Annotated in this window: 24 protein-coding genes; 3 read left to right on the top strand and 21 right to left on the bottom strand. The window is 60.0% G+C overall.

The features are described 5' to 3' along the window. Positions 1–19 precede the first annotated feature (19 nt). The gene (locus LOY38_RS08445; protein WP_258699616.1) at positions 20–682 is read right to left on the bottom strand and encodes an HAD-IA family hydrolase; all 663 of its coding nucleotides are present in this window, start codon (positions 680–682) and stop codon (positions 20–22) included. Then, entirely contained in the window at positions 669–1,631 is a 963-nt protein-coding gene (gene rluC, locus LOY38_RS08440) for a 23S rRNA pseudouridine(955/2504/2580) synthase RluC (RefSeq protein WP_258699615.1), read from the bottom strand. The genes LOY38_RS08445 and rluC overlap by 14 nt, the downstream gene beginning before the upstream one ends. 700 nt (positions 1,632–2,331) lie before the next feature. Between rluC and rne the strand changes: the two genes are divergently transcribed. Then, entirely contained in the window at positions 2,332–5,535 is a 3,204-nt protein-coding gene (gene rne, locus LOY38_RS08435; protein WP_258699614.1) for a ribonuclease E, read from the top strand. 259 nt (positions 5,536–5,794) lie between these two features. Next, on the top strand, positions 5,795–6,682 hold the full coding sequence (locus LOY38_RS08430) for a LysR family transcriptional regulator (protein ID WP_258699613.1): 888 nt from the start codon (positions 5,795–5,797) through the stop codon (positions 6,680–6,682). A gap of 15 nt (positions 6,683–6,697) precedes the next feature. Here the strand turns inward: LOY38_RS08430 and LOY38_RS08425 are convergent, their stop codons facing one another. The 15 genes from LOY38_RS08425 to LOY38_RS08355 form a co-directional block, all read right to left on the bottom strand. Beyond that, positions 6,698–7,594 carry a hypothetical protein gene (locus LOY38_RS08425; protein ID WP_258699612.1) on the bottom strand — a complete coding sequence of 299 codons (897 nt, stop codon included), beginning with the start codon at positions 7,592–7,594 and terminating at the stop codon, positions 6,698–6,700. Then, on the bottom strand, positions 7,594–8,511 hold the full coding sequence (locus tag LOY38_RS08420; RefSeq protein ID WP_258699611.1) for a DMT family transporter: 918 nt from the start codon (positions 8,509–8,511) through the stop codon (positions 7,594–7,596). The genes LOY38_RS08425 and LOY38_RS08420 overlap by 1 nt, the downstream gene beginning before the upstream one ends. A gap of 11 nt (positions 8,512–8,522) precedes the next feature. Next, positions 8,523–9,869 (bottom strand): hypothetical protein, encoded by a 1,347-nt coding sequence (locus LOY38_RS08415; protein WP_258699610.1) that lies wholly within the window; start codon positions 9,867–9,869, stop codon positions 8,523–8,525. A 209-nt stretch (positions 9,870–10,078) separates the two neighbouring features. Further along, positions 10,079–10,672, bottom strand: a complete 594-nt coding sequence (locus LOY38_RS08410; protein WP_258699609.1) for an NTP transferase domain-containing protein — start codon at positions 10,670–10,672, stop codon at positions 10,079–10,081. Beyond that, complete coding sequence (locus LOY38_RS08405; RefSeq protein ID WP_258699608.1) at positions 10,669–11,652, bottom strand: XdhC family protein; 984 nt, start codon at positions 11,650–11,652, stop codon at positions 10,669–10,671. The genes LOY38_RS08410 and LOY38_RS08405 overlap by 4 nt, the downstream gene beginning before the upstream one ends. Further along, positions 11,652–13,973 (bottom strand): xanthine dehydrogenase family protein molybdopterin-binding subunit, encoded by a 2,322-nt coding sequence (locus LOY38_RS08400; RefSeq protein WP_258699607.1) that lies wholly within the window; start codon positions 13,971–13,973, stop codon positions 11,652–11,654. The genes LOY38_RS08405 and LOY38_RS08400 overlap by 1 nt, the downstream gene beginning before the upstream one ends. After that, complete coding sequence (locus LOY38_RS08395) at positions 13,970–14,440, bottom strand: (2Fe-2S)-binding protein (protein WP_007941956.1); 471 nt, start codon at positions 14,438–14,440, stop codon at positions 13,970–13,972. The genes LOY38_RS08400 and LOY38_RS08395 overlap by 4 nt, the downstream gene beginning before the upstream one ends. 245 nt (positions 14,441–14,685) lie before the next feature. Beyond that, entirely contained in the window at positions 14,686–15,705 is a 1,020-nt protein-coding gene (gene murB, locus LOY38_RS08390; protein ID WP_258699606.1) for a UDP-N-acetylmuramate dehydrogenase, read from the bottom strand. Next, positions 15,702–16,166: a low molecular weight protein-tyrosine-phosphatase gene (locus LOY38_RS08385; protein ID WP_258699605.1), complete on the bottom strand. Its 465-nt coding sequence runs from the start codon at positions 16,164–16,166 to the stop codon at positions 15,702–15,704. Before LOY38_RS08385 ends, murB begins: the two co-directional genes overlap by 4 nt. Then, on the bottom strand, positions 16,166–16,930 hold the full coding sequence (gene kdsB / locus LOY38_RS08380; protein WP_258699604.1) for a 3-deoxy-manno-octulosonate cytidylyltransferase: 765 nt from the start codon (positions 16,928–16,930) through the stop codon (positions 16,166–16,168). The genes LOY38_RS08385 and kdsB overlap by 1 nt, the downstream gene beginning before the upstream one ends. Then, complete coding sequence (locus LOY38_RS08375; protein WP_007945752.1) at positions 16,927–17,112, bottom strand: Trm112 family protein; 186 nt, start codon at positions 17,110–17,112, stop codon at positions 16,927–16,929. Before LOY38_RS08375 ends, kdsB begins: the two co-directional genes overlap by 4 nt. Positions 17,113–17,137: 25 nt before the next feature. Beyond that, positions 17,138–18,148, bottom strand: coding sequence for a tetraacyldisaccharide 4'-kinase (lpxK, locus tag LOY38_RS08370; protein ID WP_258699603.1), 1,011 nt, complete (start codon positions 18,146–18,148; stop codon positions 17,138–17,140). Continuing rightward, entirely contained in the window at positions 18,148–18,576 is a 429-nt protein-coding gene (locus tag LOY38_RS08365) for a biopolymer transporter ExbD (RefSeq protein WP_258699602.1), read from the bottom strand. The genes lpxK and LOY38_RS08365 overlap by 1 nt, the downstream gene beginning before the upstream one ends. Next, a complete protein-coding gene (locus LOY38_RS08360; RefSeq protein ID WP_258699601.1) occupies positions 18,573–19,208 on the bottom strand; it encodes a MotA/TolQ/ExbB proton channel family protein in 636 nt (211 codons plus the stop codon). The genes LOY38_RS08365 and LOY38_RS08360 overlap by 4 nt, the downstream gene beginning before the upstream one ends. A gap of 97 nt (positions 19,209–19,305) precedes the next feature. Further along, the gene (locus LOY38_RS08355; protein WP_258699600.1) at positions 19,306–21,540 is read right to left on the bottom strand and encodes a DNA internalization-related competence protein ComEC/Rec2; all 2,235 of its coding nucleotides are present in this window, start codon (positions 21,538–21,540) and stop codon (positions 19,306–19,308) included. Positions 21,541–21,676: 136 nt separating this feature from the next. Here LOY38_RS08355 and LOY38_RS08350 point away from each other — a divergent pair, with 136 nt between their 5' ends. Next, positions 21,677–22,192, top strand: coding sequence for a DUF2062 domain-containing protein (locus tag LOY38_RS08350; RefSeq protein ID WP_258699599.1), 516 nt, complete (start codon positions 21,677–21,679; stop codon positions 22,190–22,192). A gap of 171 nt (positions 22,193–22,363) precedes the next feature. Here the strand turns inward: LOY38_RS08350 and LOY38_RS08345 are convergent, their stop codons facing one another. From LOY38_RS08345 to LOY38_RS08330, 4 genes are all read right to left on the bottom strand, one after another. Further along, the gene (locus tag LOY38_RS08345) at positions 22,364–23,143 is read right to left on the bottom strand and encodes an ABC transporter permease (protein WP_258699598.1); all 780 of its coding nucleotides are present in this window, start codon (positions 23,141–23,143) and stop codon (positions 22,364–22,366) included. Continuing rightward, positions 23,140–24,072 carry an ABC transporter ATP-binding protein gene (locus LOY38_RS08340; RefSeq protein ID WP_095634883.1) on the bottom strand — a complete coding sequence of 311 codons (933 nt, stop codon included), beginning with the start codon at positions 24,070–24,072 and terminating at the stop codon, positions 23,140–23,142. The genes LOY38_RS08345 and LOY38_RS08340 overlap by 4 nt, the downstream gene beginning before the upstream one ends. 132 nt (positions 24,073–24,204) lie before the next feature. Further along, positions 24,205–24,828 carry a glutathione S-transferase family protein gene (locus tag LOY38_RS08335; RefSeq protein ID WP_258699597.1) on the bottom strand — a complete coding sequence of 208 codons (624 nt, stop codon included), beginning with the start codon at positions 24,826–24,828 and terminating at the stop codon, positions 24,205–24,207. Positions 24,829–24,871: 43 nt separating this feature from the next. Next, positions 24,872–25,531: a transglutaminase family protein gene (locus tag LOY38_RS08330; protein WP_258699596.1), complete on the bottom strand. Its 660-nt coding sequence runs from the start codon at positions 25,529–25,531 to the stop codon at positions 24,872–24,874. Between the last annotated feature and the right edge of the window lie 194 nt (positions 25,532–25,725).

Below are 25,725 nucleotides of genomic sequence, written 5' to 3'. Positions count from 1 at the left end.
TTACCCCAGCAAAAAACCGTTAAGCCCGCTGACTCAGCCAGGCATGCAATTCTGAAAAACGATCAATGGTCAGTCGCGGCTCGAACAGTTTCAACGCGTCAATCGATTGCGCGCCATAGCTGACCGCCACCGAATCCATGCCGGCATTGCGCGCCATCTGCAGATCGAAGGACGAATCCCCGACCATCAGCGCCTGCTCCGGGCGAACCTCGCAATGGGCGAGGATTTGCTCAAGCATCAACGGATGGGGCTTGCTGGCCGTTTCATCGGCCGCACGGGTGACATCAAAATAATCTTCCCAGCCATGGGCTTTCAGCACCCGGTCCAGCCCACGCCGTGCCTTGCCGGTGGCAACCGCCAGGTGATAGCCGTCAGCACGAAACGCTTCCATCGACTCGAGCACGCCCTCGAACAACGGCGAAGGAACAGCCTCCGCCGCAATGTAGTGTTCCGCATAATAATCACGGAACGCCATCAGCTCGCCATCGCCGATCTCGGGATACAAGGTGCGAATCGCTTCCGGCAATCCGAGTCCGATAATGCCTTTGACGGCAAAATCATCGCGTAACGGGAAGCCGGAGCGCTCGGACGCCACGTGCATTGCCTCGACAATCCGACCAATGGAGTCTGCGAGCGTACCGTCCCAATCGAAAATCAGCAGTTTGTAATCAGATGGGTGCACTCAATCGCTCCACGGTCCTGGCCCACATCTCGTCGACAGGGGCCTGCAATTTCAGCTCTCCGCCGTCCGGCAGCGGTACAGTCAGCATGTAGGCGTGCAGGAACAGGCGCTTGCCACCCAGATCGCGAATCTCCTTGCTGAAGCCCTCATCGCCGTACTTGGTATCACCGGCAATGCAATGCCCGGCATGTAGAGTATGGACGCGGATCTGGTGAGTCCGGCCGGTAATCGGCTTGGCCTCGACCATGGTGGCAAAGTCGCCGAAGCGGCGCAGGACCTTGAACACGGTCACGGACTCCTTCCCCTCCTCCTCGTCGACCTCGACCATGCGCTCGCCGGAGCGCAGATTACTCTTGCCCAGCGACGCACGGACCTGCTTGATCGAGGCCGCCCAGTTACCACGGACTAGCGCCATATATCGCTTATCGACGCCATCGCCGCGCAATGCCGTGTGCAAGTGGCGCAACATGCTGCGCTTCTTGGCGATCATCAACAGGCCGGACGTATCACGGTCGAGACGGTGAACCAGTTCGAGCTCCTTGCAATCGGGACGCAGCTGACGAAAGGCTTCGATCACCCCGTAAGTCAGGCCGCTACCACCATGAACCGCGATGCCGCAAGGCTTGTTGATCACGATCAGCGCCTTGTCTTCGTACACAATCGAAGCCTCGAGCCGCTGCAGCAACCCCTGGGCCAGCGGCACAGGCTCGTCGCGCTCAGGCACGCGAACCGGCGGCACGCGCACGATATCGCCCGCCTGCAGCTTGTATTCGGGCTTGATCCGACCTTTGTTCACCCGCACTTCGCCTTTGCGCAAAATGCGGTAAATCAAGGTCTTGGGCACGCCTTTGAGCCGAGCGAGAAGGAAATTATCAATACGTTGGCCGGCATATTCCGGCGAGACCTCAAGCAGTTGTACGCCTGGAGTCGAAGGGGCAGTAGTCGTCATGGCGCGGATGATAACAATTTTTTATGGAATTGAAGCACTTAATCATTGCTGCTATAGTCGCGAACGCCGCCAAAAGTGGCCTGGACAGCGGACTAACGGTCAAAAACCGGCCCTGACCAACGCAATTCACGAGGACGAGAGGCCGTCCTACGGGGCTTTCGCTACGTAACGGCAGAGTTTTCAGTTGTAACAAGCGCAGGTGACATAAGGCCTGAATCATGCCGCAAAGCAGAGTTTTCACTCGCCTTCCGAGCAAATATTCACGGCCAGTTCACAAAGTGCAGTCAGCTGCGAACGACCCCGAGCGAAGGCTTCGGAAACAACGCCTAAATTAGCCATGATGCGTGACCTCCCCTTTCGGAGCTCACGGTAAATGCCAACCCGCTGCGGATTCTGCGCGCGGCAGCACCCGAATTATCAGGGATACGTGTAGGGTGGAGATGCACAACCGCTGGACTGTGTAGCAATAGGCTTTATCAAGACGCTTCATCTCGTCCACAGCCGCCGGTTGATTCCTCCTCCTGACTGAGTGCTTAAGTAGCCACAGCAAGCAGGACGCGTACGTCGCGACACCGGCCCAATTGGCCGGGGTTCGCTAGACACTGGAGTGGCCAACCACTCCTGACGCACCTGACACCGACCGTGAGAAGTCGTGTGTGCCGAACGCCGTTTCCGGCAGCCCGGAAACCGACGGTACTACATGAAAAGAATGCTGATTAACGCAACTCAACCCGAAGAGTTGCGTGTTGCACTGGTAGATGGCCAGCGCCTCTACGACCTGGACATCGAATCCGGTGCACGCGAGCAGAAGAAGGCCAACATCTATAAAGGCCGGATTACTCGCATCGAACCAAGCCTCGAGGCTGCCTTTGTCGATTTCGGCTCTGAGCGCCACGGCTTCCTGCCCCTCAAAGAAATCTCCCGCGAATACTTCAAGAAAGCCCCCGAAGGCCGCGTCAACATCAAGGACGTCCTGAGCGAAGGCCAGGAAGTCATCGTTCAGGTCGAAAAAGAAGAACGTGGCAACAAGGGCGCCGCCCTGACCACCTTCATCAGCCTGGCCGGTCGTTACCTGGTGCTGATGCCGAACAACCCGCGTGCCGGCGGTATCTCCCGTCGCATCGAAGGTGAAGAGCGCAACGAACTGCGTGAAGCCCTGAACGGCCTGGTTGCCCCGGCCGACATGGGTCTGATCGTTCGCACTGCCGGCCTTGGCCGCAGCAGCGAAGAAATGCAGTGGGACCTCGACTACCTGCTGCAACTGTGGACCGCCATCAAAGAAGCTTCGCTGGATCGTTCCGCGCCATTCCTGATCTACCAGGAAAGCAACGTGATCATCCGCGCCATCCGCGATTACCTGCGCCAGGACATCGGCGAAGTGCTGATCGACAGCGTTGAAGCCCAGGACGAAGCCCTGACCTTCATTCGCCAGGTGATGCCGCAGTACGCCAGCAAGATCAAGCTGTACGAAGACAGCGTTCCGCTGTTCAACCGTTTCCAGATCGAAAGCCAGATCGAAACCGCCTTCCAGCGTGTCGTCGAACTGCCTTCCGGCGGCTCCATCGTCATCGATCCGACTGAAGCCCTGGTGTCCATCGACATCAACTCGGCGCGCGCCACCAAAGGCAGCGACATCGAAGAAACCGCCCTGCAGACCAACCTTGAAGCCGCCGAAGAAATCGCCCGTCAGTTGCGCCTGCGCGACATCGGCGGCCTGATCGTCATCGACTTCATCGACATGACCCCTGCCAAGAACCAGCGCGCCGTGGAAGAGAAAGTCCGCGAATGCCTGGAAGCCGACCGCGCTCGCGTGCAAGTCGGTCGCATCTCGCGCTTCGGCCTGCTGGAAATGTCCCGTCAGCGCCTGCGTCCATCGCTGGGCGAAAGCAGTGGCATCGTCTGCCCGCGTTGCAACGGCACCGGCATCATCCGCGACGTTGAATCGCTGTCGCTGGCGATTCTGCGCCTGATCGAAGAAGAAGCCCTGAAAGACCGTACCGCCGAAGTTCGCGCACAAGTGCCAATCCCGGTGGCTGCGTTCCTGCTCAACGAAAAACGCAACTCGATCACCAAGATCGAACTGCGCACCCGTGCCCGCATCGTCATTCTGCCGAACGATCACCTCGAAACGCCGCACTTCGAAGTTCAGCGTCTGCGCGATGACAGCCCGGAAGCCAGCATCAACCAGTCCAGCTACGAAATCGCTGCCGCCGCTGCCGAAGTCGAAGAAGTCCAGCCAGCCGCCGCGACCCGCACCCTGGTTCGCCAGGAAGCCGCGGTCAAGACCGCTCCGGCCCGCGCCAACGCTCCGGTTCCAACCGAAGTCGTCGCCGCTCCGGTGGCTGCACCGGCCGCCGCGCCTGAGCCAAGCCTGTTCAAAGGCCTGGTGAAGTCGCTGGTCAGCCTGTTCGCGACCAAGGAAGAGCCTGCCGCGCCGGTTGTGGTTGAAAAGCCAGTCACCGAACGCCCTGCTCGCAACGAAGAGCGTCGCAACGGTCGTCAGCAGAGCCGCAACCGTAACGGTCGCCGCGATGATGAACGCAAGCCTCGTGAGGAACGTGCACCGCGTGAAGAACGCGCACCACGTGAGCCGCGCGAAGCCCGCGAAGAAGCTCCGGCAGTCGCCCGCGAAGAACGCGCTCCACGTGAAGAGCGTGCACCACGCGCCCCTCGTGAAGAACGTGCACCGCGCGCCCCGCGTGAAGATCGCAAGCCTCGTGGCGAGCGCGAAGAACGCCCGGTTCGTGAACTGCGTGAGCCTCTGGATGCCGCTCCGGCCGCCGCTGCCAACGCTGAAGAGCGTCCGGCCCGTCAGCCACGCGAAGAACGCGCTCCACGCCCACCGCGTGAAGAACGTCAACCACGCACCGAACAAGCCGCTGCCGCCGTTGCCGAAGAAGAGTTGCCAGCCAACGAAGAGCAACTGCAGGAAGACGGTCAGGAAGGCGCCGAAGGCGATCGTCCACGCCGCCGCTCCCGTGGCCAGCGTCGTCGCAGCAACCGTCGTGAACGTCAACGCGATGCCAATGGCAACGTGATCGAAGGTTCGGAAGAGTCCGAATCGGCTGAAAACGCCGAAGCGCCAAGCGCTGCCGATCTGGCCGCCGGCCTGGCTGTTACCGCAGCCGTTGCCAGCTCCGTGATCAGCGCACCTGCTGAAGCACAAGCCAACGAGCAAGCAGAACGCGCCACTGCCGCCACACTGGAAACTGCTCCGGTTGAAGCGCCAGTGGTTGAAGCGACCACGCCAGTAGCCGTCACCGCCGCTCCGGAAATCGAAGTGGCACCGGTTCGTGAAGCACAGCCTGAAGTTGAAGTTGAAGCTGCCGCTGCACCGGCCGTCGTCGCTGAACCAGTGGCTGCTACCGAGCCTGTGGTTGAAGCGCCGGCTGAACCGGTGCGTGAAGCTCGCGAAGAACAAACCACGTTCAACTGGGTTGCCGAGCCACCTGTAGCGGTCGAAGCTCCAGCGCCAGTCGCTGAAGCTCCGGCTGCTGAAGCCATGGTCTCCGAGCCTGTGGCTGCTGCTGCCGAGCCTGCTCCAGCGGTTGTTGAAGCGCCGATTGTTGCCGAAGAGGCTGCACCGGTGGCTGAAGCCGCCCCTGTCAGCGCTCTGACCCCAAGTGGCCGTGCGCCGAACGACCCGCGTGAAGTACGTCGTCGCAAGCGTGAAGCCGAGCGTCTGCAGAAAGAAGCCGAACTGGCTGCCGCTGCTGCTCCGGCCGCTGCCGAGCCAGCACCGGTTGTTGCTGAAGTCGTCGAGGCAGTCCCTGCCCCGGCCGCTGAAGTCGCTGCCGAACCGGCTGAATCCGTGATCGACGAAGCACCGCGCTCCGTTCAAGAAGCGGTAGAGCAACACGAGCAAGCCCAGGAAAAAGAGCACGAGCCTAAACCCCTCGTCTAATTCCATCGGCCACTAAAAAGCCCCGCCTGGTGATCCAGGCGGGGCTTTTTTTGCTTATAGAAATTGAAGCCTGTCGCTACCTGGCAACGGTTTATTGCCGAGGCGATTGCGTTCCTCACTAAACACCCGCTTAAATACTTGTAAGCAAGTATTACGAAATAGCCGTACAACATGCAGAATAGAGCGGTGCAGGGCTCAAAGCAGGTCCTGCCACGGCCCGAAAACCTTCGGCCCGTTATGGAGCAAAGAGTGCGTGACTATGGAAATTGCTGAACTGGACGCTTTCAAAGCGATTGTTGACTACGGCAGCGTCACACAGGCAGCGATCAGGTTAAACCGCGCTCAATCCAGTATTTCCTTCCGCATCAAGACACTCGAATCACGGCTCGATACCAAGCTGTTTGAACGCTCCGGTCGCGGTATCACGATGACGGCGCCAGGCAAGGAGCTCTATGCCTACGCCTCACAAATCCTCGAACTGGTTGCTCGCGCTCAAGCCAGCCTGAGCCAGACAAAAACCGAAACACGGGTGCGTTTGGGGGTCATCGAAAACCTCACTATTACTCGCCAGAGCCTGTTGCAAAGCATCGTTGCCAATCCCGACGGGCTGGCAGTGGATGTCAGCATTGGAAATACACAGTCGCTGCTCAAGGATCTTGAGGCCGGCAAGCTCGACGCAGTGATTGTCGGCGCAGGCTTTGCACCTTCGCATTATCGCCGGGTAACGCTGTTCAACGATCCGCTGGCCTTGATCTACAGCGCAGCACACCCCGCCATCCAGGACCTGAAAGCGTTCAGTGGCCAAGTGTTCCTGGTCAACAGCCGGCGCAGCGCTTCGCAACGTAATCTCGACGAACTATTCATGATGGGCAATATCACCCCGGAAAAAATCATCGAGTGTGGCTCTTATCCGCTGTTGTTTTCTAATGTGATCAACGGCGTGGGCGTTGCCCTGGTGCCGTTGTCACTGGTCGATTCGTGCTGCCGCAGTGACCAGGTGCAAACATATTTCCTGAGTGGTTCATATGCCTCGCTGACCACCGAATTCGTGTTTTTCGATCACCCTGGCAAACCAGCCCCCAGAGCGCTTGCGCAATGGGTGCTGGACTTCGAAAAACCGGCCCGCTTACCGCTGACGGAAAGGTAACGGGCCGGGCCCCCGTCAGCAGTTACACGATTGCCGCACCACCTCGTCCTCGAAGAGGTTGGACAGTTGCAGTCCATCCTCCTGGCTGCTCGCCCGAATGACGTCACCGTGCTGCAACTCGAAGGCATCCTTGTCGGTGCTTAACGAGGCACCGAGCAAAACATAGTGAACCGTACCGGGCTCGCAAAGCTCTTCATGCTGGAACAACAGGGCTTCGAGTTCACGTTTGGCAAACATCAACTGATCCAGCCCTAATAGCGACTGTTTGTCCCACACGGTTTCACCACGCCGGACAATCGAACTCCTCACCACTGAGTAGCGCGGTGGTTCTGCGATCACCAGCTCGTGGCACAACGCGGTATTGCGCAACTTGGAGAGACCAGCCAGCCCGGGTTGAGTGTGACGCAGCACCGGGTCAGAAAAGTCCACCGCCAAGGTGTAACCGATATAGCGGGGATTTCGGCAGTCGTCGATGAGGTACACACAGGCATACTCGATCTCGATTCCCGCGCCACTGGCATGACACGGTGACTTGATCGCCCGGGAAGCGGCCACCAACCCTTTGCCGTTACCTTTGTAGTACCAGTCCGGCGAGGACCTCTGGGGCATGGGCAGACCATTGACCGAGCGATGCGTGTAACCAAAACCGCTCACCATGCACACGGCATCCCGTGCGGGCCGCAGCGGCACGTTAAAGGTCATCAATGAAAGCGCTTCAAGCGGCACCGCTACCAAGGACAAATTGCTTTTGAATTGCTCCCAGGATTGCTTGCTACGCATGAATCGCACAGCCAACACCTGAGAACTTTCGGCATCTTCGACCTGCCAGACCGTAGCCGATGCCCCCTTGCCCTGCACAACCCCCACCCACCGCACACCGTGACGGTCGACCGAATCGATGATTCTGTCCATCAAGCCGCCTCCGTGCGCAGTACCACCGGTGCCCGCCTTTTAATGGAACAGAGGATCACCCCAAATACAATCAGCACCAGACTGACCAGGTGATAGGCGTGCAGTTGCACGTCGAGGAACACGATACTGAACAGCCCACCGGACAGTGGCACCAAGTGAGTGAAGATCTCACCACGGGTGGCACCGATTTCACCGATACCTTTGCTCCAGAACAAGTACGACAGCCAGGACGGGAAGATCACCAGATACGCCAGGCCCAGCCACGGTGCAGCGCCCTGCCCCAGGTTGAACGTCAGATCAGGGTGCAACACCCAAATACCCAGGCTGAACGGAATCAGGCACAGCGCCCCCACCACCGCGCAATACGTCACGAACGCATTGCCGGCGATGTTTTTTGGCTTCGTCCGCAAAAAGGAGCAATAGACAGCCCAACTGGAAGCCGAGGCCATGGTCCAGAAATCGCCTTTGTTGAAGCCTTCCAGGAAGCTCAAATCGGACAGATGCCCCATCGTCACCAGCCAGAACACACCCACCGTACTGATGACCACCCCAAGCATATTCGACCTGGAGATGAAATCACTGAAAACGAAACGGTTGAGGGCCAGTACCAGACACGGCGTGGCCGACAGGTAAATCGCCGCATTCAACGAACTGGTGTATTGCAAACCGATATATAAGGTCAGCGGAAATATAACTTGGCCACAGATCGCCAACATAACCAGGGTCAACCATGACTTACGTGCGGCCGGCAAACTGGCGATCACGGCTTTATAGTTAACCAGCAGTAGTAAAGCGCTGGTAATCAGCCATCGAAGTTGCGACAGCAGCACCGGATCAACGTCCACCACCATCAACTTGCCGACGACATAATTACCGCCCCAGAACACGGCAGCGAGTGAAAGTAATAAGTACGGCATTGACGCCTCCGTTAGATCTTCTTCATTAACATGAAAGAGGCTCCGTCGAACTCGACTTCCCCTTGCAGATGGAACAAGTCTTGATACACAGACAGTTGCGTCTGCAACACATCCGTAATGGGCACCAACAACAGTGCCTGCGTCGCCAGCACCCGGGCCAGTTCATTGACATAGACTCGGCAAGGCTCGGCCTCGACAGGCGAACTGTTGGCGACAATCAGTGAGTAACCCAATCGACGGCGATAGTGAAAGTCGCCGGCCGAGGCGAATGGCAACCTCGAAAAATCCAGATCGGCGCGCAACCTGAGCTGCTTATGGCCGTAGTCCTGAGCCCACTGCAAGTGATGGGCAAACGGCTGCCGGGAACTGGAAATGACATCCAGGCTGTGCTGGCCGAACGCTTGAAGCTGAGCGTTATCGGATGGGGCAATCAGCAATACGGACTTTTTGCCCGGCGTGTCGAGATACTCCGCCAGTGGTGCCGGCAATGTCGGCGTCTCGCGCTTCGGGCTGTCACGGTAGATCATCAACCAGTCCGAATTGATCGCGGCCCAATCGCTGACTTGCAGCGCCTGCTCGATCGACGGCTGGTAGGTTTCCATGAGGTGAGCCTTGAACGGCAGATATTGCAGGATCTTTCCCTGATCGCCAACGATGGAATAATCGCCGACCCATGTATTGAGGAAGGAACGGATTCCGACGATGCTCGCCTTACCCAGGTAATCCGCGTTCCAGCCCACAATCGCTTCACGCCCGACCCACGCGTAATCGCACAGTCGCACCGGTGGCAGGCGCGTCATCGCGACAGTCCGCGAGCCGATGGAGAGCCGACCATACGGGTCATGGTCCTGACGCAGTAACTGACTTCCCGGCGATAGCCAGACACCATCGCCTATATCCACATCGCCGCCGGCATTGACCGCAGCGTTACGACCAAAACGCACATACTGTCCAATCTTGATCGAAGGCAAATCCTGCGCCGAGTGATCGAGCTGATGATCGGCATGGGGGTGGCTGAAATACGCACCGTTTTCAAAATGAGTGGGCGAAATCAGGTGTTCTCCGACCTGCTCCTTGATGAGCAGCGGTGAGCCACTGGTATTGACCGAAAAGTGCTTCGGGGACAAACCGAAGTCGTCACCCAGTTCTTTCAAACGTTCTCCAAAAGTGACCCCGAACTTGATCTCGTCGCGATGACAACTAATTGTTTGCGACGCTTTTCTAAGTTCTCGAAGTGTTTTGACATAACGCGGAACAGGTTGAGAAACATCTGCAGAACTTAATGCCCGCTCCAATGCCCCCAACTCCTGAATATCACTGTCCAGCTCCAAAGGACTGACACTGACCGACGCATCCATATAGTGCTTTATCATCTAGGCTCTTTTTCTAATGAGTACTGACCGGATGTTCACCCCAACTGTGAACACCACACACCACATGATCGTATGTCGGATAGAACCCGCTGAATAACGAGTTTTATATCTGGCACCCATCGATAAATACGAATGGGCGAAAGGAAGAGCCGATTATTCCGAGGAAAGTGCGAATGCAATCCCGCTGACAACCGTTATTGAAAAACCAGCGTCTCAGGCACATCCACATCCCATAACACCCCGGGATCCTCCACCGCCACCTCGACCACCCTCGCCTGTACGAATAGCGACTTGGCGCCTTGATCACCTGTCAACGCCATCAATTCCGGACCGAAGCTTCGCCCGAACCCCACTGGGTGCCCATATTGCCCCTCATGTACCGGCACGCTGATGGCATCATCGGCAATATTCGCAACAACCTGCTCAATGCTGGACGGCAGGATAAACGGCATATCCCCCAGCATGATCAGCCAGCCATCGAGTTGCGAGCATGCCGCCACACCCGCCGCAATGCTGTCGCCCAGCCCCGTCGACTCGATCCGCACGATCTCGCAACCATAGGCCTGCGCCATGCGAATCACTTGCGGGCGATCCGCCGTGGTCACCAGCACGCGCTTCTCAAGGGCGGCCGGCAGATTCACCAGCACCTGTTCGATCATCGAATGCACGGTGACGCCGTCACGGGCCGTGCAGTCCACCAGCAGTTTGTCCTTGTCGTCACCCGCTACCTGTCGAAACCGACTGCCCTGCCCAGCGGCCAGAACGATAACGCCGATGGGGTCGCTCATACGTCCTCCTGTAACGGCCTCTTCAGTTTCAGCTCGACGCCGTTCTTGATCGCCACAATCTCGGCCAGCAGCGACAAGGCGATTTCCGCTGGCGTATGGCTGCCGATGTGCAAACCGATCGGCCCGTGCAAGCGCTCAATGGCCTGTTGTGACAAGCCTAGCTGAGCCAGGTTGTCCCGGCGCTTCTGGCTGTTGACCCGCGAACCCAGCGCTCCGACATAAAACGCTTTGGAGTCCAGCGCGGTAAGTAGCGCCATGTCATCCAGGCGTGGATCGTGGGTCAGGGCGACAATGGCCGTGCGCTCGTCGGTCTGGATGGTCAGCACCGCTTCGTCGGGCATGCCCGGGACGAAGCGACCGTGTTGCTCTTCCCATCCATAGACGAACTCGGTGCGCGGATCGCAGATCAGCACTTCGAAATCCAGCAGCCGCGCCATTTCGGCAACGTAGCGCGACAGTTGGCCGGCGCCGATCAGCAACAGCCGCCAGCGCGGACCATAGATGGCGCGCAAGGTCTTCCCGTCAAACACCAGCGCATCAGTCTTGCTCGCTGGCCGCAAAACCACGTCACCGGTCGCCAGATTCAGCTCACGTGCAACGATTTCATGCGCCTCACAACGTGTCAGCAATTCGGCGACCCACGCCGGATCGCCCACGCGCTCCTCGGTCAGGCGCAACGTGCCGCCACACGGCAAACCAAACCGTGCAGCCTCCTCACGGGTGACGCCATAAGTAATCAACTGCACCGGCGGCCCATCGGCCGGGATACGGCCATCGTGCAGCCGGGCAATCAGGTCATCCTCGACACAGCCACCGGACACCGAACCAATCACCACGCCGTCTTCACGCAAGGCCAGCATGGCACCCGGTGCCCGGGGCGCGGTGCCCCAGGTCTGGACCACGCTGTACAACATCACCCGCTGACCGGCGCAGCGCCATTGCAGCACGCTGCGCAGGACGTTCAGATCGACGCTGTCCATCAGGCTTCAGCCTTTTGCCAGCCTTGCAGCTGATAGCGCACCGGCAGGTTACGGATGCGCTTGCCGGTGGCAGCGAATATCGCGTTGCACAGCGCTGGCGCAATCGGCGGCACGCCCGGCTCACCGACTCCGCCCAACGGTACATTGCCCGGTGGCGTGACCAGGTGCACGGCGACTTCCTTCGGCGCCAGCGACATGCGCGCCACCTCGTACATGTGGAAGTTGTCCTGCTGAACCTTGCCCTCCTTGAAGCTGATTTCCCCCAACACCGCGTTGCCCAGGCCCATGACGCAGGCGCCTTCGAACTGCGAGCGAATCCGCTCGGGATTGATCTGCGGGCCACAGTCCACGGCGATGTCGGCCTTGTGCACGATCAAGGTGCCATCGTCTTTGACTTCGACTTCGATCACCGCCGCCACATAAGTGACAAAGCTGTAATGCACCGCCAGGCCCAGGCCTCGCCCCTTGGGCAACTCACGCCCCCAACCGGCGGCTTTGGCAGCAGTTTCCAGCACGGTGCGCATCCGTGCGGTATCGATCGGATAACGCTCGGGAGATTCGCCGTAGTTCCATTCTTCACTCAAGGTGCGCGGATCGATCTGACGGTCCGGGCCAAGCAACTTGATCTGGTACTTGAGCGGATCCTGGCCAGCCTTGTGGGCCAGTTCATCGACAAAGCTCTGAATCGCAAAGCCGTGGGGAATGTTCGACACCGAACGATACCAGCCGACCCGCGTGTGGACCGCCGCTTCAGGGTTCTCCAGGCGCACGTTGGGGATCGCATACGCCATGTTGGTAAAGCCCATGCCCAGCTCGAAAGCCGCCTCATGGTTCATACCCGGCGCGAACAGCGCGGTGATGCTCGGCGCCACCGTGCGGTGCAGCCAGCCAGATGGCAGGCCGTCCTTGTTCAGGCTGGCCTTCAGGTACTCGGCAGACACGGTGTGGAAATACGAGTGGTGGATGTCGTCTTCACGGGTCCATTGCACCCGCACCGCCTTACCCGGGAACTCCTTGGCCAGGATCGCCGCCTCGATGATGAAGTCCGGCTTGGATTTGCGACCGAAACCGCCGCCGAGCAAGGTGACATTGAACGTGACGTTATCGAATGGAATGCCGAGGCGCTCGCCGATCCGTTCGCGGGTGACCTGCGGCGCCTGGCTTGGGGCCCAGGCTTCGCATACGCCGTCCTTGAAACGGGCAATGGCGACCATCGGCTCCATCGGCGATTGCGTCAGGTGCGGCAGGTAATAGGATGCTTCCAGGGTACTGTCGGCAGCGCTCAAAGCCTGGTCAATGTTGCCGGTGTTGCGCACCACTTTGCCAGGTTCAAGGGACGCCGCCTCAAGTTCCTTGCGGTAGGCGATCGAGTCGTAACTGGCGTGAGGGCCGTCATCCCACTCGATTGTCAACGCTTCGCGGCCCTTGATCGCCGCCCAGGTATTGCTGGCCACCACGGCCACACCACCCAGGGGCTGAAACTCGGACGGCAGCGGACGACTTTCGACTTGCAGGACCTTGATCACCCCCGGGACTTTCATCGCGGCACTGGCATCGAAGGATTTGACCTTGCCGCCATAGACCGCCGGACGCGCGATGGTGGCAAAGAGCATACCGTCGAAACGCACATCGGCGCCGTAGACCGCGCGACCATTGACGATGTCCGCACCGTCGATGGCCTTGGTGCCTTCTTTGCCGATGTAACGGAATTCCGAGGGCTGCTTGAGCCGCAGGCTATCGCGGGCCGGCACCGCCAGCGCACTGGCAGCGGCGGCCAACGCGCCGTAGCCCAGTTCGCGACCGGTCGGTTGGTGAATGACTTTATGCAGTTGCGCACGGCACTCGCTGACCGGCACTTTCCATTGCTCGGCAGCGGCTTGCTCAAGCATGGTCCGTGCGGCAGCACCACAACGGCGCATCGGTTCGTACCAGTGACGCATGCTGCGCGAACCGTCGGTATCCTGGTTGCCGAAGCGTACTTCGTCACCTGGTGCCTGTTGCACTTTCACCTGCGCCCAGTCGGCGTCCAGCTCATCGGCCACCACCATGGTCAAGCTGGTGCGCACGCCCTGGCCCATTTCCGAGCGGTTGCAAACCACGGTCACACTGCCATCGGCGGCGATGCTGACGTAAACCTTAGGATCATCGATCCAGCCGTTGGGCATGCCATCGGCGCCGAACTTCTTCTCTTTCTCGGCGGCAAACGCGTCCTGCCAGCCCCAACTGGCTGCCAGCACCAGCGCACCGGTGGCGCCCACACCTTTCAGGAAACCGCGGCGGCTGAGGTTGCTCAGTGCAAAATCATTCGGTAGCGGGTTCATGCCTTGGCCTCCTTCAGGTGAGTGGATGCCTGACGAATGGCGGTCTTGATCCGGTTGTAGGTGCCGCAACGGCAAATGTTGCCGACCATCGCCTCTTCAATCTGCTCGTCGCTGGGGTTCGGGTTGGTTTTCAGCAACGCGGTGGCCGACATGATCTGCCCGCCCTGGCAGTAACCGCACTGGGCCACGGCGCTGTCGAGCCAGGCCTGCTGGACGACTTTGCCAACCGGGTCGGCGTGCAGGTTGTCGATGGTGCTGACGTTCTGGCCGACTACCGAGCCGATTGGTGTGATGCAACTGCGCGCCGGCGCGCCGTCGATATGAATGGTGCAGGCACCGCACAGCCCCATGCCGCAGCCGAACTTGGTGCCGTTATAACCGGCCACGTCACGGATCGCCCAGAGCAGCGGCATGTCCTCGGTGACATCGAGTTGATGATCTTGACCATTGAGTTTCAGGGTAATCATGGGCACGCCCGCATAGTTATAGAGGTTATGGGGTCGAGCAATCTGCCGCTTGGGGTTGGCGGTTCACTACACGCAGATCGACTCAGGCTAACAGGCTCTCTTATGCGGACGGTGACGTCTGCACCGGGCCTTTGGTGGAGCAAATGCTTTCATCGTTAGATCGCTAAGTTAACCCAGCATTAACAAAAAAGCCCTGCACAATGGACGTTGTGCAGGGCTTTGGAATCAACCTTGAAAGCGTAGCCTCAATACCGGTTGGGCTCCATTTCCAGGTCGACGTGGAAACGTTCTGAAATGTCTTTTTGAATATGCTGCGCCAGATTCAGCAATTGCAGGCCCGTTGCGGTGCCGTAGTTGACCAGCACCAGCGCCTGTAATTTATGCACGCCGGCATCACCGTCGCGAAAGCCTTTCCAGCCGGCCCGCTCGATCAGCCAGCCCGCTGCCAGTTTCATTTGCCCGTCGGGTTGCGCATACGCCACCAGATCCGGGTATTCACCCTTGAGTCGCGCCACGAGTGCAGCTGACACCAACGGATTCTTGAAGAAGCTGCCGGCATTACCGAGCACCGCCGGGTCCGGGAGCTTTTCGTTGCGAATGCTGCAAATGGCCTGGCTGACATCGGTGGGCGTCGGGTGATCGATGCCCAGCGACGTCAGGCGCTGGCGAACCGGGCCGTATTCCAGATGCAGGTGCGCGGTGCGCGTGAGGGTGAAACGCACCCGCAGAATCACCCACCGCCCCGGTTCCTGTTTGAACAGGCTGTCGCGGTAGGCGAAGTTGCACTCGGCCAGCGTGAAGTCCCGCAGCTCGCCGGTCTGGCGATCGAGGGCCGTCAGGCCGGCAAAAATATCCTTTATCTCGACGCCGTAAGCGCCGATGTTCTGCATCGGTGCGGCGCCCACGGTGCCGGGAATCAGGCTTAGGTTTTCCAGTCCCGACAACCCTTGCGCCAACGTGTGTTGTACAAACGGATGCCACGGCTCGCCCGCCTCGGCTTCGATCACCACCTGATTGCCGTCATCGCTCAGCAGACGAATGCCCCGTGTGGCCATGCGCAGTACCAGTGCCTGGACATCAGCAGTCAGCAGCAAATTGCTGCCGCCACCGATCACCAGCACGGGGACCTCATGTTCCGCCCCATAGGCCAGAGCGTCACGCACGTCGGCGTCGCTATGAGCCTCGGCAAACAACCGCGCCTGAACGTCCACGCCAAAGCTGTTGAACGGCTTGAGCGAAACCTGGGGTTGTACCTGCAAACTCATAACCGTCCCTTCAATTCGATCACCAGTAGATCGCTGGCGCGCTCGATCAGGTCCAGTACCTGTTCGAAGCCTTGGTCGCCGTCGTAATAAGGATCCGGCACTTCATCGATTTGCGACTGATAGCGACGCAGGAACAAATCCAGCTCGGCCTTGCCCTTGGCTGGTTGCAAGGCCTTGAGGTGGCGCAGGTTACTGTTGTCCATCGCCAGAATCAGGTCGTAGGTGGCGAAGTCGGCGCGGGTCACTTGCTGAGCGCGCTGGGCGGACAGGTCGTAGCCTCGCAGTTTCGCCGCGGCCTGGCTGCGCTTGTCCGGGGCCTTGCCGACGTGCCAGTCACCGGTGCCGGCAGAAGCCACTTCGACTTGCCCGGCCAGCCCCGCCTCATGCAGTTTGTGCCGCAATACGCCTTCGGCCGTGGGGGAACGGCAGATGTTGCCCAGGCAGACGAACAGAACCCGCATCAGGCCTCCAGCAGGCGACGAACGCGCTCGAGGTCTTCAATCGTATCGACACCGGTGGGTGGTGCGATCAGCGCGTCGGCGACGTGAATCCGCACGCCGTGCCAGAGCGCCCGCAGCTGTTCCAGAGATTCGGTGTTTTCCAGCCAGCACGGGCCCCAGGTGACGAAGTCCTGCAGGAAACCTGCGCGATAGGCGTAAATGCCGATGTGGCGGCGATACGGCACACCTTCCGGCATTTGCTCGCGGCTTTTGGCGAACGCGTCCCGAGCCCATGGCAAGGTGGCACGACTGAAGGTCAGTGCCAGGCCATTGAGGTCACTGACCACTTTGACCACGTTGGGGTTGAACAGGGTTTCCACGTCTTCGATCGTCTCGGCCAACGTGGCCATGCGCGCTTCGGTGTGGGCGGCCAGGTTGGCGGCGACCTGATCGATCACGCTCGGCGGAATCAACGGCTCGTCGCCCTGGACGTTGACCACAATGGCGTCCGGGGCCAGGCCCAGTTTCGCCGCGACTTCGGCCAGACGGTCAGTGCCGGAATTGTGGTCTTCGCGCGTCAGCACCACTTCGGCACCAAAACCTTTGCAGACCTCGACGATACGCGCATCGTCGGTAGCCACAACAATTCGCTGGGCGCTGCTTTTGCTCGCCTGTTCCCAAACGTGCTGGATCATCGGCTTGCCGGCGATCAGCAGCAGCGGTTTGCCCGGCAGGCGGGTGGAGGCAAAACGTGATGGGATGACAACGGTAAAGGCTGTAGTCATTTGTCCAGACGCTCGTCGGTGGTCAGGGTGCGCGCTTCAGTTTCGAGCATCACCGGGATGCCGTCGCGAATCGGGTACGCGAGACCGGCGCCCTTGCTGATCAGCTCGGTTTTGTCGGCGCTGAGCTTGAGCGGGCCTTTGCAGACCGGGCAAGCGAGGATATCGAGCAATTTGGTGTCCATGAACATTCCCTGGATAGAAACGGATTTAAGGCAAAAGACGAGCCGGCAACAGGCGCATCAGCTGCGTATCGAACCAGGCCACGAAGGCCGGCGATGGCACAGCATCGACCGCCAGGTACCACCAATCGGCGGCGGCGAAGGCACGGCACTTCACCGCGTCCTTTTCCGTCATCACCACTGGCAATGACGGTGTGAAATTCAAGGCCTGCACGCTGTACTCGGCGTGGTCGGCAAATGCATGGGGCACTGGCCGCCAGTGTAGCGTTTCGAGGGTCGTGAAGAAACGCTTGGGGTTGCCGATCCCGGCCACGGCATGCACGGCCTGGCCAGCAGGAAAGTGGTCGAGGGGACGCCGTTCGCCGCTGTGCAGATTGACCAGCGCCGTGGGTTGCAGCTGGAAGGCGAAGCCGTCTTCACGATCATTGACAGCGCCGTTGTACAGCACTGCATCGACGCTTTGCAGGCGCTCGATCGGTTCGCGTAACGGCCCGGCCGGCAGGCAACGCTGGTTGCCCAGGCCTCGAGCCGCATCGATCAGCACCAGCTCCAGGTCCCGGGCCAACCGGTAATGCTGCATGCCGTCGTCGGAGAGAATCAGGTCCAGCGGCTCACTCGCCAACAAGGCCTTGACCGCACGGCTGCGGTCCGGGTCGATCATCAGCGGCACGCCGGTGCGCTGGACGATCAACAGCGGCTCATCGCCCGCCACGTCCGCGCCTTGATCCGCCTCGACCCGCCACGGCAGTTGCGCAGGTTTGGCGCCATAGCCACGGCTGACCACGCCGACCCGCAGACCACTGCGCTGGCAATGCTGGATCATCCACAGAATCAGCGGCGTCTTGCCGGTGCCGCCCACCGTGATGTTGCCGACCACGATCAACGGCACCGGCGGTTGGTAGATCTCGCCCTCGCCGGCCAGGAAGCGATTGCGCTTGCCGGTGACCACACGCCGATACAGCCATTCAAGCGGCTGTAAAAGCTTCAAGGCCGGATGACCGGCATACCACGCGGCGAGCAATCGGTCGGACATGGCCATCAGGACGCTGGCGCCGCCTCGACAGTGGTCATGCGCAAATGGCTGAAACCGAGCTTGCCGGCAGCGTCCATGGCAGTGATGACGGACTGATGAGGAGTCTTGCCATCGGCGCTGATGGACAGCGGCAGGTTGGTGTCGCCGTTGGATTCTTTCTGTAGCGCTTCCATCAGGCTGGTCAGGTCGTTCTTCGGTAACAACTGGTTGTTGACCGAGAACACCCCCTCGGCGCTGATGGCGATATCCAGTTGCTTGAGCTGCTGGTCTTCGGCCGGGGAACCGCTGACCGCTTCCGGCAGGTCGACGCGCATTTGGGTTTCACGGGTGAAGGTGGTGGTCACGACGAAAAACAGCAGCAGGATAAACACCACGTCGATCAGCGACGCGAGGTTGATGTCTACCGTTTCCCGCGGTTTACGACGGAATTTCACGCTTTACCCTCGGCCAGATCCACGTCGCGGTCGCCCTGCACTACCTCGACCAGTTTGATCGCTTCCTGCTCCATGCCCACCACCAGCTCATCGATCCGGCGTTGCAGGAAGCGGTGGAAGAACACGGCCGGGATGCCGACCATCAGGCCAGCAGCGGTGGTGATCAGCGCTTTGGAAATACCACCGGCCAGAACCGCGGCGTTAGTGCCCATGCCCGTGCCCATGAACGCACTGAAAATATCGATCATGCCCAGTACCGTACCCAGCAAACCCAGCAACGGGGCCATGGCGGCAATGGTGCCGAGGGCATTGATGTAGCGTTCGAGTTCATGGATCACTCGCGCAGCGGCCTCTTCGATGCACTCTTTCATGATCTCGCGACCATGCCTGGAATTCGCCAGACCGGCGGCCAGGATCTCGCCCAGCGGGGAGTTGGCGCGCAGTTCCTTGAGTTTGTCTTTATTGAGTTGCTTGTCTTTGATCCAGACCCACACCTGCCCGAGCAAGTGCTCCGGGGTCACGCGGCTGGCACGCAGGGTCCACAGACGCTCGGCGACGATCGCCATGGCCGCGATGGAACTCAGAATGATCGGCAGCATCATCCAGCCGCCGGATTTGACCAATTCCCACACAGTGACAGTCCCCTCGAAAAAGTGCGCCACTCTAACATAGGGGGTGGACGCACCGAAGACCGCGATGTCGCATCCGGTCGGGCTTTAATAACGCGGGTTACTGGCTCAATGGTGGCGGATCGCGCCAGAAACGCCGTTCCTGAAGCATCGTCCACGGCGGTGCGAAGCGTCCCAGTTGTAGACGAATGGCACCCTGCACAGCGCTGTCGTAGATCGCCACACCGCGCTTTTGATACCGCGCCACGACCGTGGGATGGGGATGGCCGAAAGAATTGCCGTTGCCACGGGAAATCAGCACCGCTTTGGGTTGCAAGGCGCTGAGCAATGCCGTCGACGACGAACTGCGACTGCCATGGTGCGGTGCCTGCAACCAATCCGTCGGCACCGCCATTGGACTGTCGAGCAGCGCCCGCTCGGCCGCGCTATCAATATCGCCGGTCAGCAGCAGCCGTTCGCCGTTGGCTTCGATCTGCAGCACGCAGGATTTCTGATTACTCTCGCTGGCTGACGGCCACTGCCAGAGTTGGAACTTCACGCCGTCCCAGGCCCATTGCTGACCGCTCTCGCAGCCCTCGGCGTGCAGTTCGTCTGGCAGGGCCAGGTGATCGCCACTCAGTACTTGCTTCACTGGTATTGCGTTGGCAATCGCTCGCGCACCGCCGGCATGATCGGCATCGGCATGGCTGATCAGCATCAGATCTAGGCCGTCCACGCCCAGTTTGCGCAATGATGGCAACACCACCCGCTCCCCCAGGTCGATATCGCCGAACCGTGGCCCGGCGTCATACAGCAGGGTGTGATCGCGAGTACGCACCAGGATGGCCAATCCCTGGCCGACATCCAGCTGCCAGACCTCGGCCATGCCTTCAGGCAACGTGTGCCGGGGCGGAAAAACCAGCAACAGCAGCATCGGCCAACCCAACGGGCGCAACGGCACGCCTCTGGGCAGCAACAGAAGAAACGCCCCCAGCGTGCCGAGCGCCCATACCCACAACGGGACCGCCGCCGGCACCCACGCCGGTAATTGCCCAGCCACCAACACCAACCCTCTGAACAGAAGGTCGATCAGACCGCCGGCCAACCACAGCAACCCTTCGCCCACATAAGGAACAGGCAACAACAGCGTTCCGAGCAAGGCCGGCGGCAACACCACCAGACTGATCCAGGGCACCGCCAACAGGTTCGTCAGCGGCCCGCTGAGACTGATCGGCAACCCCAGCACCAACAGCAGCGGGCCCAGACCGATCGCGATCAGCCATTGGGCGCGGGTCCAGGTTTGCCACCAACGCCACGGCCCCAATCGTCCGCCAAAGGTGAAGATCAGTACCGCTACTGCCGCGAAGGACAACCAGAAACCCGGTTGCAGGCTCGCCAGCGGCTCCAGCAGCAAAACGCCGTCAAGCGCCAGCAACAGCGGCCACCATGCGCCGAGGTGACGAAACCGTAGCCGCCACAACAGCACCAGACCGATCATCAGGCAGGCCCGACGCACCGGCACCTCGAAGCCGGCCAGCAGCCCATAACCGAGCGCCGCCACGAACGCCAGCCCGCACGCCCATGGCAGCCACGGCAAGCCCTTGGGCCACGCACCATAACGAGCCAGCCCGGCGATCAGCAGATACACCAACCCTGCCAGCAAACCAATGTGTTGCCCGGAAATCACCAGCAGATGCACGGTGCCGGTGTCTTGCAACACCTGCCAGTCTTCGCGGCTCAGCCCGGCGCCATCCCCCAGCACCAACGCCGTCAGCGCCCCCGTTCGCCCTTGGGCATCCACTGCTTGCAAGCGCTGACGGATGCCATCGCGCCAGGCCCATTGCGCCTCCCTTAGCCTCTGGCCGTCCTTGACGGTCCCGGTGGCGCCGATGCGTTGGGCCAGTAACCAGGCGTCATAATCGAACGCACGCGGGTTGAGCAACCCGGCAGGACGCTTCAATTTGACGGCCAGCCGCCAATGCTCGCCACTGTTGACGGGCGGCCCGCCATACCAGGCCAGACGCAGGTGCCGAGGCAGCTTGGTGCGACGGGACTGACTGTCCGTCAGCTCGAAACGCACCACGCCCTCGGCCTGCTGCGGCAAACCCGTCACACGGCCTTCGACCCAGCGAGTCTCGCCATCGAGATTCAGCGGCAGGCGATCATTCAGCGCCCACTGGGCGTTCGCGCAAGCCCAACTGAAACCGAACAACAAAAATGCCAGGGGAAAGGTGCGAAACGGCAGCAGCATCAATCCCACTACCGGCAACAACAGCCACAACCCTGCCGGCGGTAACGCCGGTAAAAAACGCAGGGCCAGCAAACCCAACGCCAGCGCCATCATCCCTGTGCGCATAAGCCCGTCCTTGAGAGTCCCCTCCCTAGGCTTAGCCGGCGCGCCGCACGTACGTCGTTAACAATTGTCACAAAATCTGAATGGGCGGTTCGTAGAATCCAGACATACTTGCCGCCTTAACCGACCGAGAAGCCTTATGCCCCGGCGCTTATTCAAACGTTACATGCCAGACCCGACCAGCATCAGGGAACACAAATCCTTACGCTTTCTCGGCACCCTGCTGCATGACCCGAACCTCTGGCACCTCAATCGCCATTCCGTGGCCCGGGCCATGGCGGTCGGACTGTTCGCGGCGTTCCTGCCCATCCCGCTGCAAATGCTGCTGGCGGCCACCCTCTCCATCGTGGTGCGCGGCAACATGCCGATTGCCGTCAGCTTGGTCTGGCTGACCAACCCGATCACCATGCCGGCGGTGTTCTTCTGCACATACCAGACTGGCGCCTGGCTGATGGACGTCCCCGCCAGGAGCCTGCCGGACGAACTGACCTGGGAATGGATCAGCGGCGAACTCTCGAGCCTGTGGCAACCGTTCTTGCTTGGCTCGGTGGTAACGGGGTTGGTGCTTGGGGCGCTGGCCTATTGCCTGGTGATGATGTATTGGCGCTGGTGGGTGAGTCGGCAGTGGAAGCGGCGTAAGCAAAGTCGAATGTGAGAAAGCAAAACGGCCTCCGCTTGGGAGGCCGTTTCTTTTTGCGGTGTTTATGCTGACGCCATCGCGAGCAGGCTCGCTCCCACACTGATTGGCGTTGCCCACCTATTTTGCGATCGACACAAAACCAATGTGGGAGCGAGCCTGCTCGCGAAGCAGGCGACGCGGTCGCTCCTAGGTACGCATCCCACGCCCACTCACCAGCAGCCGCGCACAACCGATGTACAGCACAACGGTCGCAATGAGCATGAAGGTGATCGCCACGCTGATCTTGATATCCGACACACCGAGGATGCCGTAACGGAAGGCGTTGACCATGTGCAGCACCGGGTTGGCCAGCGACACGGTCTGCCAGAACAGTGGCAGCAAACTGATCGAGTAGAACACCCCGCCCAGGTAGGTCAGCGGTGTCAGCACGAAGGTCGGGATGATTGAGATGTCATCGAAGTTGCGCGCAAATACCGCGTTGATGAAGCCCAGCAGCGAGAAGATCGTCGCCGTCAGCACCACCACCAGAACGGTCACGCCCAGATGATGCACCTGCAGCTTGGTGAAGAACAGCGACAGCAGGGTCACGATGATCCCGACCATCAACCCCCGCAGCACGCCGCCCAGGGTGTAGCCGATCAGAATCGTATGCGGCGACACCGGCGACACCATCAATTCTTCGATGGAGCGCTGGAACTTGCTGCCAAAGAAACTCGACACCACGTTGCCGTAGGAGTTGGTGATCACCGACATCATGATCAGCCCCGGCACGATGTACTCCATATAAGTGAAGCCACCCATGTCGCCGATCTGCCGACCGATCAGATTGCCGAAGATCACGAAGTACAGAACCATGGTGATGGCCGGCGGCAGCAGGGTCTGCGGCCAGATCCGGGTGAAGCGTTTGACCTCACGGTAAACGATGGTATTGAGGGCAACGAGGTTGGGTTGCAGCTCGGAACTCATACCGCCACCTTCGACAGATTTTTCTCCACCAGAGACACGAACAACTCCTCGAGGCGATTGGTTTTGTTACGCAGGCTCAACACTTCGATGTTCTGCTGCGCCAATTGGGTAAACAGCGCGGTAATGCCCATGGCCTTGTCGACCTGGACTTCCAGGGTATGGCTGTCGATCAGTTTGGCCGGGTAACCGAGCAACTGCGGCGCCACTTGCAACGTGTTCTTCAGATCCAGCAGGAAGGTTTCGACATGCAGTTGGCTGAGCAACTGCTTCATGCTGGTGTTCTCGACAATGGTGCCGTGGTCGATGATGCCGATATTGCGGCACAACTGCTCAGCCTCTTCCAGGTAGTGGGTGGTGAGGATGATGGTGATGCCCTTCTTGTTCAGTTCAGTGAGGAAGGTCCACATCGAGCGACGCAATTCGATGTCCACCCCCGCCGTCGGTTCATCGAGGATCAGCAGGCGCGGTTCGTGAACCAGCGCACGGGCGATCATCAGTCGGCGCTTCATGCCACCGGACAGGGAGCGCGACGGCACATCGCGCTTGTCCCACAGGCCCAGTTGGGTCAGGTACTGCTCGGCGCGTTCCTTGGCGATTTTCGCCGGGATGCCGTAGTAACCGGCCTGGGTCACGACAATGTCGAACGTCTTTTCGAACTGGTTGAAGTTGAATTCCTGGGGCACCACACCAATGCAGCGCTTGAGCGCCGCCGGTTCCTTGTCCAGGTCGTGACCAAAGATATTCACTGTTCCGCTGGTCTTGTTCACCAGGGTCGAGAGAATGCCGATGGTTGTGGATTTGCCGGCGCCGTTGGGGCCGAGCAAGGCGAAAAAGTCACCTTCGGCAACGTCCAGATCGATACCACTCAAGGCCTGGAAACCGTTGCCGTAGGTTTTGGTTAGCTGCCGGATGGACAGAGCGGAACTCATATCGGATTTACGCACCAAGAAGGGAGAAAGGAATAAATAAGAGCGGGCGGCGAACAATGCAACCGCGGCGCATGAGCGCAATGGTGCTTGTCGCCGCCACACAAGTACAGTCAAGCGTGTCGATAGTGAGTATTAAGTCAACGCGGTCATGACGGCTTTGCGATAGGCCGAACGCTGTTTCAACCGCGCGTACCAGGCTTCGAGATGAGGCTGTGACGCGCGCTCGATCGGCATCTCGAACCAGGCATAAATGAAACTGCCCAAGGGAATGTCGCCCATGCCGATCTCATCGCCGGACAGGTACGGTTTAGCCGCCAGCGCTTGATCGGCCATCGACAGCAAGTTGTCACACTCCTTGATCGCGGCCTTGATGGCTGGCCAGTCCTGCTGGTCTTGCGGGGTGCGCAACACGCCCCAGAACACGGTGCGGAACGGCGCGGCAAAACTTGAAGTGGTCCAGTCCATCCACTTTTCGGCACAAGCACGGGCCTGCAGGTCCGTCGGATACCAGGCAGTGCCGCTGGCATGACGGGCCATCAGGTAACGCACGATCGTGTTGGATTCCCACAGCACGAAGCCGTCGTCTTCGATCACCGGCACGCGGCCGTTGGGATTCATCGCACGGTACTCAGGCGTATCGACCACGCCAAAGGCACCGCCGGCATCGATGGCTTCATAGGCCAGGCCCAGTTCTTCGGCGGCCCACAACGGCTTTCTGACATTCGACGAGTTTTTCCGACCCCAGATCTTCAGCATGACCGCCTCTTTTTGAATAAATGCGCAGGCAGCATACGCCGGATCAGGCGCGACTCAAATCGCTCTGCATGTCACCCAGTTGCAGCGGCAATTGCTCGCCGAACAGATGCGGATAGCACTTTTCCAGGTGTTCGAAAAAGAACGCTTCAGGCACATCAGTGAACTGACCATGATCGACCAGGTATTCCATCAATTGCTCGCCATCACGGTTGTAGGGATGGAACACGCTGTCGTTGATCCCGTCGAACTCCAGCGGCGCGACATTGAACAGTTCGCAGAGTTGTTGATTGAAGGCCGGCGTGGCTTTGATCCAGCGATCGTTCAGATACAACTCGGTGTAACCGTGCATGGCGAACACATCGCTCTTGAGCAGTTCGAGCAGGCGCGGCGTCGACAGGTGATTACGCACGTCCGCCAGACCGATACGCGCCGGGATCGCGCAATGCCGGGCGCAACCTGCCAGCAGCGTGGCTTTGGGCACGCAATAACTCTCCCCTGCCGCCAGCGCATAGCTGCCGCGCAAGGTCTCTGGATCACGGCTGAAGGTGTAGGGGTTGTAGCGCACGGCCTCGCGCACCGCGTAATAGAGATTGATCGCCTGTTCAAGCGGATCGCGCCGGGCGCCCCGGTGTTTTTCGGCGAACGCCACCACCGAGGGATGGTCACTGTCGATGAAGCGGCCGGGGCTCAGACATGCGTGCATGAGAACAACCTCCTGAGGGAAGCCACGAGTCTAGCGATGCCTTCAGCATAGAGATAACGACGTTTCGGCCAAATATCAGCGCTTGCCGCCCTGTTGACGGAAGCGTTCAACCGTCCGCATCGAAATAACTGACGAATTTCAGCCGTTGCTTCCTACAAGCTCAAACCGATCGCTCTGACCACCCACTTTTATGG

This window comes from Pseudomonas sp. B21-015 (assembly GCF_024749285.1).
Lineage (GTDB): Bacteria > Pseudomonadota > Gammaproteobacteria > Pseudomonadales > Pseudomonadaceae > Aquipseudomonas.
This window is presented reverse-complemented; position numbering and strand designations above follow the sequence as displayed.